General features: G+C 68.8%; 11 protein-coding genes. 5 read left to right on the top strand and 6 right to left on the bottom strand.

The window, feature by feature from the left end:
* Positions 1-3: 3 nt before the first annotated feature.
* Positions 4-1,080 (bottom strand): tRNA dihydrouridine synthase, encoded by a 1,077-nt coding sequence (locus Pla123a_RS13370; protein WP_231956445.1) that lies wholly within the window; start codon positions 1,078-1,080, stop codon positions 4-6.
* Positions 1,081-1,140: 60 nt separating this feature from the next.
* Positions 1,141-2,301: a tRNA epoxyqueuosine(34) reductase QueG gene (gene queG, locus Pla123a_RS13365; protein WP_146587736.1), complete on the bottom strand. Its 1,161-nt coding sequence runs from the start codon at positions 2,299-2,301 to the stop codon at positions 1,141-1,143.
* A gap of 109 nt (positions 2,302-2,410) precedes the next feature.
* Here queG and Pla123a_RS13360 point away from each other — a divergent pair, with 109 nt between their 5' ends.
* Positions 2,411-2,827, top strand: coding sequence for a hypothetical protein (locus tag Pla123a_RS13360; protein ID WP_146587734.1), 417 nt, complete (start codon positions 2,411-2,413; stop codon positions 2,825-2,827).
* Here Pla123a_RS13360 and Pla123a_RS13355 read toward each other — a convergent pair.
* The 4 genes from Pla123a_RS13355 to Pla123a_RS13340 form a co-directional block, all read right to left on the bottom strand.
* Positions 2,802-3,902, bottom strand: coding sequence for a hypothetical protein (locus Pla123a_RS13355; RefSeq protein WP_146587732.1), 1,101 nt, complete (start codon positions 3,900-3,902; stop codon positions 2,802-2,804). The genes Pla123a_RS13360 and Pla123a_RS13355 overlap by 26 nt on opposite strands.
* 31 nt (positions 3,903-3,933) lie before the next feature.
* Entirely contained in the window at positions 3,934-4,713 is a 780-nt protein-coding gene (locus Pla123a_RS13350; RefSeq protein ID WP_146587730.1) for a WecB/TagA/CpsF family glycosyltransferase, read from the bottom strand.
* Between the two features lie 86 nt (positions 4,714-4,799).
* Positions 4,800-6,218: an O-antigen ligase family protein gene (locus tag Pla123a_RS13345; RefSeq protein ID WP_146587728.1), complete on the bottom strand. Its 1,419-nt coding sequence runs from the start codon at positions 6,216-6,218 to the stop codon at positions 4,800-4,802.
* A gap of 51 nt (positions 6,219-6,269) precedes the next feature.
* A complete protein-coding gene (locus tag Pla123a_RS13340) occupies positions 6,270-7,775 on the bottom strand; it encodes a GumC family protein (protein ID WP_146587727.1) in 1,506 nt (501 codons plus the stop codon).
* A 306-nt stretch (positions 7,776-8,081) separates the two neighbouring features.
* Between Pla123a_RS13340 and Pla123a_RS13335 the strand changes: the two genes are divergently transcribed.
* The 4 genes from Pla123a_RS13335 to Pla123a_RS13320 all read left to right on the top strand — a co-directional run bounded on the left by Pla123a_RS13335 (position 8,082) and on the right by Pla123a_RS13320 (position 12,842).
* Positions 8,082-9,185, top strand: a complete 1,104-nt coding sequence (locus tag Pla123a_RS13335) for a GNAT family N-acetyltransferase (RefSeq protein WP_146587725.1) — start codon at positions 8,082-8,084, stop codon at positions 9,183-9,185.
* Between the two features lie 24 nt (positions 9,186-9,209).
* Positions 9,210-10,079 carry a polysaccharide deacetylase family protein gene (locus Pla123a_RS13330; protein ID WP_146587723.1) on the top strand — a complete coding sequence of 290 codons (870 nt, stop codon included), beginning with the start codon at positions 9,210-9,212 and terminating at the stop codon, positions 10,077-10,079.
* Positions 10,080-10,149: 70 nt separating this feature from the next.
* Positions 10,150-11,613: a lipopolysaccharide biosynthesis protein gene (locus Pla123a_RS13325; RefSeq protein ID WP_146587721.1), complete on the top strand. Its 1,464-nt coding sequence runs from the start codon at positions 10,150-10,152 to the stop codon at positions 11,611-11,613.
* Complete coding sequence (locus Pla123a_RS13320; RefSeq protein WP_231956443.1) at positions 11,610-12,842, top strand: glycosyltransferase; 1,233 nt, start codon at positions 11,610-11,612, stop codon at positions 12,840-12,842. Before Pla123a_RS13325 ends, Pla123a_RS13320 begins: the two co-directional genes overlap by 4 nt.
* Positions 12,843-12,941 lie beyond the last annotated feature (99 nt).

Here is a 12,941-nt window from a genome sequence, read left to right as displayed (position 1 = left end):
GACTCAGCCGCAGCTGGCGGCCAGCGCAGCGTCGCGCGACAGCGGGTTAGGCTCGTCGATCTCAGGGTGCACGCCGGGCAGGTCCTCGGCGTACCACTTGTCGAGCACCTCGCGCCAGGCGCCCGCCTGATTGACGCGGCAGAAATCGCCGCGGACCTCGGCGTGGTTCGGGTGCAGCTTGGAGTACTTGATGCAGAACTTCCGCATGTCGGGCACACAGCGTTCGGCGCCGTACAGTTCTTCGGCCAGGCGGTAGTGCTCGGCGATGACATCCCGCTGCTCGAACAGCGATGGCGGGTCCGGCATCGCCTCGCCGGCGGCGAGCGCCCGGGTCTGCTGGAAGATCCACGGATTGCCGATCGCGCCGCGGGCGACGGTCACCCCGTCGACGCCGGTGTACTCGATCATGTCCAGGCAGCTCTGGGCGGTAAACAGGTCGCCGCTCCCCAGCACCACGCGGTCGCCGGCGTGCTGCTTGAGTTCGCGGAGGAACTCCCACCGCGACGGGCCGTCGTAGCGCTGCTCGACCGTGCGGCCGTGCACCGTCGTGGCCGCGACGCCCAGCTCGTACGCACGGTCGAAGATGTGGAAGAAGTTGTCCCGGCTCTCGGAGGTGTCGTCGATGCCGCGGCGCATCTTGACGGTCACCGGGATGTGGTCCGGAACGGTCTGCCGGACGATTTTGATGATCTCGATCGCGACCTCGGGCTGGCTGAGGTGGAACCCGCCCCGGCAGCGGCCAAGCACCTTCTTCACCGGGCAGCCGAAGTTGATGTCGATGACGTCAAATCCGGCCTCGACCATCCGCTCCGATGCGGGGCCGAACATGGCGGGGTCGGAGCCCATCAGCTGGCCGCCGACCGGGTGCTCCTCCTCGGCGATGTGCAGGAAGTGACGCGTCTTGCGGCGGGGTTTGAGCTCGGCGACAAACTTGTCAAGCATCACCTCGCACAGCGTGTACGGCGCCCCGTGCCGGCGGGCGATCTGCCGCATGGGTCCGTCGCTGTAGCCGCTAAGCGCGGCCTGGACCACCGGGAAGTCGAGCGAGATCGGGCCGATCTGGAGAGGTTTGAGCTGCATGGCGACCATTGTGACTGCCGTGGAGGCGGGGCGTCAACACGCGGTTTCAACGCTTCGGGTTCAGCACGCCGCAAGCGCCGCGTCGATCTCTGTCTGCACGCCCGCATCGGTTTCCACGCTTGCCCGCTCTGACAGGGCGGCGCGGGCTGAGTCGCTGGCGTATTGCCCCAGGGCCCAGGCCGACGCGCCGCGGACAATGGGTTCGTTGTCGTGCAGCCCGGTGCGGAGCAGCTCGACACCCCCCGCTGGTTGGGTGTTGCCGAGCACAATCGCGGCGCTCCGCAGCAGCCCGCGGCGGTGCGCCCGCCAGAGCGGCGTCTTGCGGAAGCGTTGTCGAAAGCCGGCCTCGTCGAGCGCGAAGAGCGGCGCCAGCTCTATTGGGTTCGCGCCGGGCTGCGGAGAGAAGCTAGCAAGCGGGGATTCGGGCGACCGCCGGTTCCACGGGCAGACGTCCTGGCAGACATCGCAGCCGAAGAGCCAATCGCCCATGCCAGGGCGGAGTTCAACGGGGACCTGATCGCGGAGCTCGATGGTCAGGTAGCTGATGCACCGCGAGGCGTCGAGCACGCCCGGCTGAGGGAACGCGTCGGTCGGGCACGCGTCGAGGCACGCCGTGCACGTGCCGCAGTGCGAGGCCTCCATCGGCGCGTCGTAATCTAGCTCGACGTCGGTCAGCAGCGCGGCCAAGAAGAACCAGCTCCCATCCGGCTTGGTCAGGAGCAGCGTGTTCTTGCCGATCCAGCCAAGCCCGGCGAGCCGGGCGAAGTCCCGCTCCAAGAGCGGCGCGGTGTCGACCACGCACCGTGTCTGGGCTTCGGGGACCTCCTGCCGCAGGGCGTCGGCCAGCCGGTGCAGTCGGTTGCGGATTAGGTCGTGGTAGTCGGCGTCGCCCCAGGCGTAGCGCGAGACCCGGGCCTGGCCGGGCCCGGGATTGGCGGGCGCCACGGTGCGGTACGACATCGCCAGCATCATCACGCTCCGGCAGCCGTCCAGCACGTGGCTCGGGTGCTCGTAGGCGTGTCGGCGGTCGGCCAGATAGCTCATCTGGCCGGCGTAGCCCGCCTCGAGCCAGTCGTCGAGGTGGTCGGCTCCGGGGGGCCGCACCGCGGGGCAGACGCCGGCGTAGGCAAAGCCGAGCTGTTCGGCCTGCCGCTTCAGCCGAGCCGTGAGACTGTGGCGCCGGCCAGCGGAATAATCGTCAGAAGCAGGGGGATTCGTCAATTTCTTGCAGGCAGGCGGTGGGCTGATTAGCGTGGAGTAGGAGGGCGAATCCCTGCCCCCTCACCATAGCACCCCCGCCCTTGTTTCAACAACGCTGAGGATTGTCGTCATGGCCCGCCGTATTCTGCTGACTTGTGCTCTCGCCGCGGGCCTGCTGGGCGCCGCCTCCTCCGCGCTCGCTTACGACGGCTGCGGCGGTGGCTACGGCTTCGGCCTGGGCTACATGTACGGTTCGCTCGACTACCGCGTGCCGTACTTCGCCGCTCACCCGCCGGTTTACTACAGCGCCCCGGTGCCGCGGACCTACGGCCACAGCCCGTTTGCGTACCCGCCCCACTTCCGCACCCCGGAAATTGTCGAGACCATTCAGCCGTTGACGATCAACAACCCTTTTGTGCCGAGCGATTCGGTTGAGGCCTCCGTGGATGCCGACCAGACCGCCAAGGCCGCCGCGCCGCAGCCGCTGGTGGTAATCAACCCGTACGTCGAACAGCCCCGCGTCATGCAGGCTTCGCATTCGCTGTAGTCGATGCATCTGTGAGAGCGGCCTGCAGCTCTTCGACCTCGTGCCGGTGGCGAACGGCGACGTCGTTCATCTCCCACGTGTCGTCGGGCTTTGAGTACAGCTCTGGCTCCGCGTCGCTCGGAACGCACAGCTTCCAATGCTCATCCTGCACGGCCCCGCCTTTGGGGGCGTGCAGGATTACTTTTTTTCTGGGGGACGGTTCTTCGCCCAGCAGCAGCGCCGGGAGGTCGGCGTTCGTGAGCAGCCCCCGTCGCCGCGCGTGCGATGGCTCCTGCGAGCGGTGCAGCAGGACCGGCAGCTGGCGGCACTCGTTGTAGGGGCGGTATTCGTCTCCCAGGCGGCCGTGTTCGCCGAGGGCGAACCCACGTGTGCCGAGCACCGCCAGCCGGTAGGGCCGGCCCTCGAGCACTTCCGGCAGCGCCTGAAGCACGATCCCCAGGCAACGATCGAGCGCGACCACTTGGGCCGAGTAGCGGAGCGTGGCCAAGAACCGGGCGTCGTCCGGTTCGGCGAGGTCGGCCAGCGCGCCAGACGGCGGCAGGAGCGACGGCTCCGCCTCGGGGTCGTCGTCGTCACGCAGGTCGTCGACCAGCGACAGCGGTGCGTCCCACGGACCCGCTGCGAACCGCAGGTGGGCCCATGCCAGCAAGGGCCGGTCGCCGGGCGTCAGCTCGATCGCCTCGAGCAGGGCCGAGAGGGTCGCCGCCGCGGCGGTCTGTTCGACAGAGTCCGCCGGCGCCTGCAGGTCCGACGGCGGCACAATGTCGGCGGTCTCGAAGCCTGAGGCGGCGTCCAAATCGGCCGCGGTCGCGTCGTCGGTTACGAGGAGCGAGCGCCAGCCCAATTCGAGCGCGTGTGACGGCAGCGACTGCCGACTCCCGTCGGCGTTTGGACCCCAGACCGAGGACCAGAATTGCTCCGGCGCCCAGTGCTCGGCCAGCAACTGCGAGCAGACGGTCGACTGCGCCGCGAGGGCGTCAAAGGCCGGCGTCTGGTGCCAGGTGTTGCCGTAGGCCCCGAGCGCCGAGGCCCGCAGGCCGTCAATCGAGATCACTATCAGGTTGTCGGTGCTCATGGGGCCGAGTATACCTTGGCCCCGTTCGCTGCTAACAGAGCCCGCGCCACTCGCGATACACCAGCGGCGGGAACAGAAGCGCGTCGACCGCGTACCGCTTCGCGAGCCGGCCCGGCTCGCTCAGCAGGCGGTGCGTCCACTCGAGCCCAGATCGACGCATCCAGACCGGCGAGCGGCGCTTCTCGCCTGCCAGGAAGTCGATGGTCGCCCCGATGCAGAGCGCCACGCGGGCGTGGATTTGGCTGCGGAACCGGTGGGCCCACAGCTCTTGCTTTGGCGCGCCCAGCCCGATCAGGAGCACGTCGGGCGAGGCGTTCGCCACCGCCTCGAGAGCGAGGTTGTTCTGGTACTGGTTGTCCTGGAAGCCGAGCGGCGGGCAGTAGGTGCCGCAGACCTGCACGTTCGCCCAGCGGTCGTGGATGTTTTTGGCGGCCCGCTCGGCCACGCCCGGTCCGGCGCCGAGCAGGAACGCCCGCAGGGGCTGACCATGCGACTCGCCCGCCAGGTCGAACAGCCGCGGCGCGAGATCGCTCCCCGCGACGCGTTCCGGCAGTCCGCGGCGCAAGATCCGCGACACCGCGATCAGCGGCGCACCGTCGGCCAGCACCAGCGACGCGTCCGCGTACGCGGCGCGGAGGTCGGCCCGGCTCTGGAACATCACCGCGTGGTCGACGTTCGGCGTCACAACAAACCGGCAGCCCGCCGGCGAGTCCTCGTGCGACCAGTCGAGCACCTGGTGGGCGGCCTGGTCGAGGCTGAGCGGGTCGATCTGCATCCCGAACAAGCGGGAACGCTGCGTGTCTAGATTCATGGATCGGGCAAGCAAGAGAGGCAAAGGAGAAGAGGATCGGCAAACCACGCCACGCCGTTTGCGGCGGCATGGTTGTCCGTGATCGATTACTGGAGGCCGGCTGCGCCCGAGAACGCCGGCTCCTGGTTGATGGCGGGTGACTCGCACTGCGCGGCGCCTGCCCCACTCAAGCCTAGCCTACGTTCGAAGCCGAGGGCGGCCCCGGCCACCAAGAACAGCAGCCACTGGTCGCTGTGCACAAGCGAAAGGTCGTGAAACACCGCCGATGGCAGGTACCCAGCAATTGCCGCAAAGCAGAGTGCGCCCAGCCGACGCCCGGCGTCGGAGGCCTCGTGGCTGTTGGCCAACCGCCACGAGGCGCGGAGCAACCCGTACAACACGCCCAGGTACGCGGCGAGTCCGATCATGCCGGTCTCGGTCAGCAGGCTCAGCAGCGTGTTGTGGTGGTGCAGCTCGCGGAGCGACTCGAGCTCGAACGTCTGCGACCGGTCGGACAGGTAGGGGAGCTTCTGATCGTAGAACCGTCCGAAGCCAACGCCGGTAAGCGGGTGGTCCTGGAACATCTTCCAAGAGACGTACGCAAACGCCGTCCGCTGCTGGACCGAGTGCTGCGACATGTGGCCGGAGTCTTCACGCTTCATCGCCACCAGGCTGGTGGCGGCGATCGGGCCGGCGACGATTCCGAGCACCGCCAAGCCGGTAAGCACCGGGCCGCGGAACCGCCGCGGGATCTGCACTGCGAGCATCGCGACGCCGCTCGCGATCATGCCCAGCCAGACCGACCGGGTGAACGTCAGCAAGATGCCAAGCACCATCAGCGGGCCGAGCACCAGCAGCGGCAGCTTGGCCCACTGCGGAGCCCTCGGCAGCAGCAGCCAGGCCGCCCACACGCAGACCGTCAGGTGGATGCCGAGACTCACCGAGTTGAGCGCCGGGCCGCGGGCCCGGCCGTAGTGCAGCCCGAGCATGGGGTCGGAGATGTAACGCGGGAACACCAGCGACCACACGCCGGCGGTTTCGGCGACCGCGGTCAGCGCCAGGTAGCTGCCCAGCGCCGTCAGCCCGGCCAGGAACCAGTAGGCGGCGCGGTTTGATTCGTTGGCGCCGCGCCCGATAAACAGCAGCAGGGCCGGCGCCCAGAAGCTGAACAGCAGCCGCCACAGCGGCGAAGTTGGCAGTTGAACGTCCCCGCCTGGCTTGGAGGTCAGGGCGCTGAATGTCAGCCACACAAGCAACGCGGCCAACGCCCACTCCACGCCGCCGATGCGTCGGGGCGCCAGCTGTCCCCGCCATGCACGGTAGGCGAACAGCCCAGTCACCCCGGCCAGCAACAGCCGGTCGAGCGTGAGCGGCAGCGGCCCGATGTGGGCGTTCCAGAAGCTGTGCCCCAGCACGTAGCCCACCGCCGCGGTCGCCAGTGTGGCGAGCAGCAGCGACGACCGCTGGGCCAGGAACAAGGCCCACAGCATTCCAGCGATCGCGGCTAGCAGCAGGACGACAGGCATCGATACGTTGGGCGGGGGTGGGGCGATTCAGGGGCGGGTGGTCTCGCAAGCCTAGCTCCCGACAAACACCGAGCCGCCGGTCAGGCCCGCCTCTTGAACGAACGTAGCGATTGTCGGGGAGAGAGCGGCGGCGGCCGCGGCTCGGCGAGCGGGGACCGGCTTGCGGGGAGCGGGCGACTCGGCCGGGGTCTGGACGACCATTGGCTGGGCGTCTGGGCGGGGGGCGAAGAAGTAGAACACGGCGCCCAGGCCGGCAATCAGGCCCAGCAGGCCGCCCGCGGCGGCCGTGGTGGTCCGGCCGGGGCCGATCGGGAACAGGCCGGCTTCGGCGTTGTCGATCCGGGCCAGCACGCTGGCGCTGGTCGAGCCGGCCTGATGGGCGTTGGCGTCGGCCAGCTGCTTGCGGCCCTCTTCAACCACCCGCGACTGGTTCTCGACGTTCGACAACAGCTGCGAGTACTCGGCCCGCTTCTGAGCGAGCAGCGACTGTGTGGCGTGCAGGCCGACGAGCTCCTTGGCCAACGACGCCTTGCGGGCGTCGGTGACGGCCAGCTCCATCTCGACACCGCGGATCGCCTCGGGGGCCTGCTCGTTGATCTGCTGACGCAGGTGGTCCTGGGTCTCGATGGCGGCCTTGACCAGCGGGTGGTTGGCCGAGCGGACGCCCATCAGGTCGGCCGTGCGGATCTGGGCGTCGACCAGGCCCTGCTTGAGCCGCTGCAGCGTGGGCTGGGTGTCGAGCAGGCTGCTGGGGGTCGCCTGCAGCCGCTCGGGGTTCTCGGCGGCGGCCTTGAGGGTCAGGAGCAGCAGCTCGTTCTTGCGGCGGTTGGTTTCGAGGCCGCGGATCTCTTGCTCAACAGCGGCCGCCTGCTGCTCGAGCGAGCCCTGGCTGCCGTTGGACGAGATTAGGTTACGCAGCTCGCCGAGTTGCGGGCCGAGGGTCGACTCGTACTCGGCCAGGCGTTCGACTTCGGTCGAGAGCGACGCTTCGGCCATGCTGACGCTCCGCTGCAGCTCGTGTACCATCGAGGCCGCCCGCTCTTCGCGGAGCGTCTGCAGACGGTGCTCGAGCTGATTCGAAAGGGCGGCCACCAGCTTCTCGGCCCGCAGCGGGTCATGGTCCTGGACCTCGACGTAGAAGACCTCGGTGTTGCCGAATTCGGCTCCGCCGGGCGGGGTAATGTTGAGTCGCTTGCGGAACGACGCGACGTCGGCCTTCGACGGCCAGTCGCCAGTGCCCCACGAGCTGCTCGGGCCGACCTCCAACAAGACCGCTGACAGCACGCTCTGGCTGCGGGCCAGTTCGAGCATGGTCTCCTGCACGGTCTTCATCTCGGACAGGTCGGTGAACTTGCCGAGCCGCTGGCTGGCGTAGCCGGCCGCTTCGCTGCGGATGATTAGGCCCTGCCGTGCCGACCAGGTGCGGGGAGTCATGAACGAGCACACCGCGGCCAGGAAGAAACCGGCGATCGCGGGGGCGATCCACAGCGTGCGGTGCTTCCGCAGCAGGGAGAAGACAACGGCCGGGGTCAGCGAGAGGGGCGGAGCGGTGTTCATCAAGGCTTTCTCGTCGAATGGCGTGTGGGCTTGATCGGCTTGCCGGGTCCAAACGCAAAGCCGGCGCCTACTCACGAGGGGCCCGCTAAAAAAGCACAATCCCCGCTGTCCGCCGGGGTTTGGCGGAACGGTGGTCGGGTTGTAGCGGCGGGGCCGTTGTCGCACGCACGCATCAAGTCGCGAAAAAGCATCACCTCCGACCGATCTGGCAGACTTGATTTGCCTTCGGCTGAACGCAGGCCAGAGTTGTGGGTTGAGGCGCCGCTGCGCGCCGCGTCCTCGCCCCACCCCACGGCGCCGTTGACTATGAGTCTCCGTCTGCTAACGAGCATCGACGAACTCGAGCCCCTCGCAGGCGACTGGGAGCGATTGGCCGGCGGCGTCCCCATGCGCGGCCCCGACTGGCTGATCGGCTGGGCCCGGCACTACGAAGCCGACCCGTTTGTGCTGAGCGTCTGGCGGGGCGACCAGCTGATTGGCCTCGCCCCCTGGCGGACGGACGCCTCGGTTCGTTCGGGGCGCGTGCTCTGCTGGCTGGGCGACGGCGAGGTCTGCACCGATCATCTCACCCTGATCTGCGCGGAGAGCGACGCCGCCGAGGTCGTGGCTCAGATCGCCGACTGGCTGGTCGACGAGTCGCAGGAGTGGGACCTGCTGTCGCTCGACCACTGCGACCAGACCGACACGACGCTCGGGCTGCTGTTCGACGCGCTCGCCCACCGTCAGTGCGAGACCACCGCCCAGCCCGACGACGCCTGCTGGACTATTGAGCTGCCGCCCGACTGGGAGGCGTACCTCGCCCTGCAGTCCAAGAGCCACCGCAAGCAGCTCCGCCGCGCCGAGCGGCGGGTGCTCAACTCCGACGCCTGCGTCTGGCGCCTTGTCGAGACCCCCGACGAGCTGCATCAGGCGTGGCCGATCCTGGTCGACCTGCATCAACGCCGCCGCAACAGCCTCGGCGAGCCGGGCTGCTTTGCCTCTCCGCCATTCGCGGCCTTTCAGCGAGAGCTCGCCGAGCGGCTGCTGGCGAAGGACCAGCTGCGGGTCTCTTGGCTGGAGCTCGACGGCCGCCCCGCCGCGGCCGAGTTGCACTTTGCCTGCCCCAACCACATCTACGCCTATCAGGGCGGCGTCGACCCCGACCGCCTAGACGACGAGCCGGGCCGGCTGTCGACCATCGCCACGCTGCACCACGCGATGCAGCAGAGCCGGACCAGCTTCGATTTCCTCCGCGGCGACGAACCGTACAAGGCCCACTGGCGGGCGTCGCCCCAACCCACCCTATGCCGCTGCGCGGCCGCGCCACGCCGAGCCGCCCGCCTGCGGGCGCAGGCCAACCGCGCCGCGGACTCGCTGCACGACCTGCTGAAGAGCGGTCTGCAGGGAGTCCTGAGTCACCCCCAAACGTAGCAACGTCAGCGAAAGACGACCGTTTTGCCTTACTGGAAAGAAGTCCTGCTCGGATGCTACTACCTCGCCTCGCTCCCTGCGCGGCGGCGGGCGGCCGTCGACCGCGCCGCACTCAAGAGGGAGCCGGTGTGCACGCTCTTCTACCACCGCGTCGCCGACGACCACCCCAATGAGTGGACCATGTCGCGCGACGCGTTCGAGCAGCAGATCGAGTGGATCGCCGAGCACTACGACGTCATCAGCCTCCAGGAGGCCCAGCGCCGCATCGCCGCCGGCGAGAACCGATGGCCCTCGGTCTGCCTGACGTTCGACGACGGGTACGCCGAGAACTGCGAGTTCGCGGCGCCGCTGCTGCTCCGCAAGAACCTCCCGTTCACGTACTTTGTCTCGACGAATCACGTCCTGGGTGGCGAGCCGTTCGGGCACGATCTCGAAAACGGCGTAGCCCTGCGACCCAACTCGATCGCCGAGCTGCGGGCGCTCGCCGAGGCGGGCGTCGAGATCGGCGCCCACACACGCTCGCACGCCAACCTGGGCGCCATCGCAGACGAGCGGGTGCTCCGCGACGAAATCGCCGGGTCCAAGACCGAGCTCGAGGAGCAGTTGGGCCGGTCAATCCGGTACTTTGCCTTCCCGTTCGGTTTGCACGCCAACCTGAACCGGGCCGCCTTCCGGATTGCCCACGAGGTAGGGTTCCACGGGGTCTGCTCTGCCTACGGCGCCTACAACTGGCCGGGCGGCGACCCGTTCCACATCCGCCGGATCCACGCCGACCCCGAATTAATCCGCCTCAAGAACTGGTTGACGATCGACCCCCGCAAATTGGAATCCGCGGAGTTCGACCCCGGCGACTACCGCGCCACGCCCGCTCCGGTGGGAGTCAACAGCCATTAGCACGCCCGCCCGCACCACGAAACGCCGCGCGCCGCTCCGCCCCGACACGCTCTCCAGCAGCATCGTGATCTTGCTGACCGTTGCCGTGGTGCAGCGGTCGGTGGGGTTTGGCCGTGGCATCCTGTTCTGCCGCTGGCTCGACGCCGAGTCGCTCGGCCACTGGGAGATGGCCTACGGTTTCCTGCTGCTCGCCGCTCCGCTGGCGGTGCTCGGGCTGCCCGGTTCGTTCGGGCGGTACCTGACCCGCTACCGCGAAGAGGGGCGGCTCTGGATGTTCCTCCGCCGCACCGCCACGTGGACCTTCTGCCTGGCGGGCTGCGCGGTGGCGGCGCTGCTGGTGTTTCGGCAGCAGTTTGCGCAGCTGGTGTTCGGCGACCCGACCTCCACCGGCATGATGGCCGCGGTGGCCGCGTGCCTGTCGACCGTCATCCTGATGCACTTCCTCGAGGCGGTGTTCGCCGGGCTGCGGTTGTTCCGGATCGTCTCGACGATGCACTTCTGCCAGAGCATGCTGTTCGCGGCGGTCGCCCTGAGCCTGATACAGTTCCGCGCGGCGGACGCCGTGAGCGTGATCCTCGCCTACTCGGCGGGGTGCCTGGTGACCTCGCTCGGCGTGCTCGCCTGGGCGTCCCTCCGCACCGAACCCACCCCCGACGCCGCGCCGCAGCTGTCGCATCGGCAGTTCTGGCCGCCGCTGATGCGGTTCGCGGTGTGGGTCTGGGTAACCAACCTGCTGAGCAACCTGTTCGCGGTGGTCGACCGCTACATGATCGTCCACTGCGGCGGTTTCGCCCCCGACGACGCGCTCGCCCAGGTCGGCAACTACCACGCCAGCGCCCTGGTGCCGATGCTGCTGGTGTCGATCTCCAACCTGCTGGTCGGAGCGATGACGCCGCACCTCAGCCACGACTGGGAGGCGGGCCGCCGGGAGCAGGTCTCCGACCAGCTGAACCTGACGCTCAAGCTCGGCCCGCTGGTGATGATGGTCGCCGGCGCCGTGGTGCTGCTGTTCAACCCACTGCTGTTCGAATTGGTGTTCGAGGGCCGCTACCCCAACGGCCAGGCCGTAGCGCCCTGGACGCTCGCCACGTGCGTCTGGTTCGGGATGCTGCTGGTCGCACAGACGTACGTCTGGTGCGCGGAGAAATCCCGCCGCGCCGCGTGGCCGCTGGCCGCCGGCCTGACGGTCAATGTCGTGCTCAACCTGGTGCTGCTGCCGCGGCTCGGCCTGCTGGGCGCCGTGGTCGCGACCGCCGTCGCGACGCTCATCGCCTTCGCGATCCAGATCTGGGTCAACCACCGGGTTGGCATGCGGGTGTCGATCGGCTTGTGCCTGTGCGGCCTGAGCCCGCTGGCGCTGGCCGGCGGCCCGCGGGTCGCGGTCTCGGCAATCGCGGTAATGACGCTCGGCGTCGTGTTCACCAACCTGGTGATTAACGGTCAAGAGAAACATCTCCTGGCGTCGGTGGCGCGGGGCTACCTTGCGCGGCTCCCGCTGCACCGCACTCCTCCGAACCCTTCGGTGACAACATGACCAACCCACCTCGCCCGATGCGGGTGATGTTCTTGCAGACCAGCATGCCCGTCGGCGGCGCCGAGGTGCTGCTGGTGAACCTGGTGCGCGGGCTCGAACGCGAGCGGTTTGCTCCAGAGGTTGTCTGCCTGAAGGAGCCCGGCCCGCTGGGCGAGCAGCTGGCGGCCGAGCTGCCGGTGCACTCTGGCTTGCTGGGTTCGAAATACGACCTCACAATCCTCCCGCGTCTGGCCTCGTTGATGCGCGACCGGCAGATCGACGGCGTGGTGACCGTCGGCGCCGGCGACAAGATGTTCTGGGGCCGGCTCGCGGCCAAGGTGGCCGGCGTGCCGGTGATCGCCAGCGCGCTGCACAGCACCGGCTGGCCCGACGGCGTCGGGCGGCTCAACCGGATGCTCACCCCGCTGACCGACGCGTTCATCGCCTGTGCGAAGCCCCACGGCGAGCACCTGATCTCCGGCGAGCGCTTCCCGGCCGCCAAGGTGCACGTGATTCCCAACGGCGTCGACACCGACCGCTTCTCGCCCTCTGCCGAACCGCTGGCCGCCCGCACGGAACTCGGCATCGACCCCACCGCGCCGGTGGTCGGCATCCTCGCCGCCCTGCGGCCCGAAAAGAACCACGAGATGTTCTTGCACGCCGCCGCCAAGGTGCGTGAGGAGATCCCCGAGGCCCGCTTCCTGATCATCGGCGACGGCCCGCGGAGGGGTGAGCTGGAATCGCTCCGCACGCGGCTCGGCCTGAGCGAGGCCGTGACCTTCCTCGGTTCTCGCTCCGACATCCCCGGCGTGCTGGCCGCGATCGACGTGCTCGCCCTGACCTCGCACAACGAGGCCAACCCGGTCTCGATCCTCGAGGCGATGGCCTGCGGCAAGCCTGTCGTCGCGACCGACGTCGGCTCGGTCGGCGAGACCGTCATCCCCGGCCAGACCGGCGCCCTCTGCCCCGCCGGCGACCCCGACGCCTTTGCCGCGGCCCTGGTCGAGCTGCTCGACAACCCGCTGCACGCCCGCCAGCTCGGCGCCGCCGGCCGCGAGCTCGTGGTCGCTGATTGGTCGCTCCAGGCGATGATCGATGGGTACCAGCGGCTGTTGTCCGGCCTCTTAGAGCAGAAGACCGGCCGCGTGCTGCCTGCCTCCGAGCGGTCGGATTTGCCCGCGGTAGCCGCAGGCGAGCCCTCGGAGCCAGTGGATGCGCCCGCCGGCGAGCTCGAAAACTGCCTCTCGTAGCGCGGCGGTTCTGCGGTCATAATGGGGGATCGGGCCGTGCGGAGCGGCCCCAGTTCTGTATGACGCTGCTAGTTGACGCTGTTTGTACAGCGGCGTTCT

Origin of the sequence: Posidoniimonas polymericola, from assembly GCF_007859935.1 — a bacterium.
In the GTDB taxonomy this organism is placed as follows: Bacteria; Planctomycetota; Planctomycetia; order Pirellulales; family Lacipirellulaceae; genus Posidoniimonas; species Posidoniimonas polymericola.
The sequence above is the reverse complement of the archived record's forward strand: the minus strand, read 5'-3'. Positions and strand labels throughout refer to the sequence as shown.

Bases quoted from the DNA above. Each gene is read 5' to 3' on its own strand.
- Pla123a_RS13370 (WP_231956445.1), bottom strand. From the start codon at position 1,080: ATGCAGCTCAAACCTCTCCAGATCGGCCCGATCTCGCTCGACTTCCCG.
- Pla123a_RS13360 (WP_146587734.1), top strand. From the start codon at position 2,411: ATGGCCCGCCGTATTCTGCTGACTTGTGCTCTCGCCGCGGGCCTGCTG.
- Pla123a_RS13340 (WP_146587727.1), bottom strand. From the start codon at position 7,775: ATGAACACCGCTCCGCCCCTCTCGCTGACCCCGGCCGTTGTCTTCTCC.
- Pla123a_RS13335 (WP_146587725.1), top strand. From the start codon at position 8,082: ATGAGTCTCCGTCTGCTAACGAGCATCGACGAACTCGAGCCCCTCGCA.
- Pla123a_RS13320 (WP_231956443.1), top strand. From the start codon at position 11,610: ATGACCAACCCACCTCGCCCGATGCGGGTGATGTTCTTGCAGACCAGC.
- Pla123a_RS13355 (WP_146587732.1), bottom strand. From the start codon at position 3,902: ATGAGCACCGACAACCTGATAGTGATCTCGATTGACGGCCTGCGGGCC.
- Pla123a_RS13345 (WP_146587728.1), bottom strand. From the start codon at position 6,218: ATGCCTGTCGTCCTGCTGCTAGCCGCGATCGCTGGAATGCTGTGGGCC.
- Pla123a_RS13350 (WP_146587730.1), bottom strand. From the start codon at position 4,713: ATGAATCTAGACACGCAGCGTTCCCGCTTGTTCGGGATGCAGATCGAC.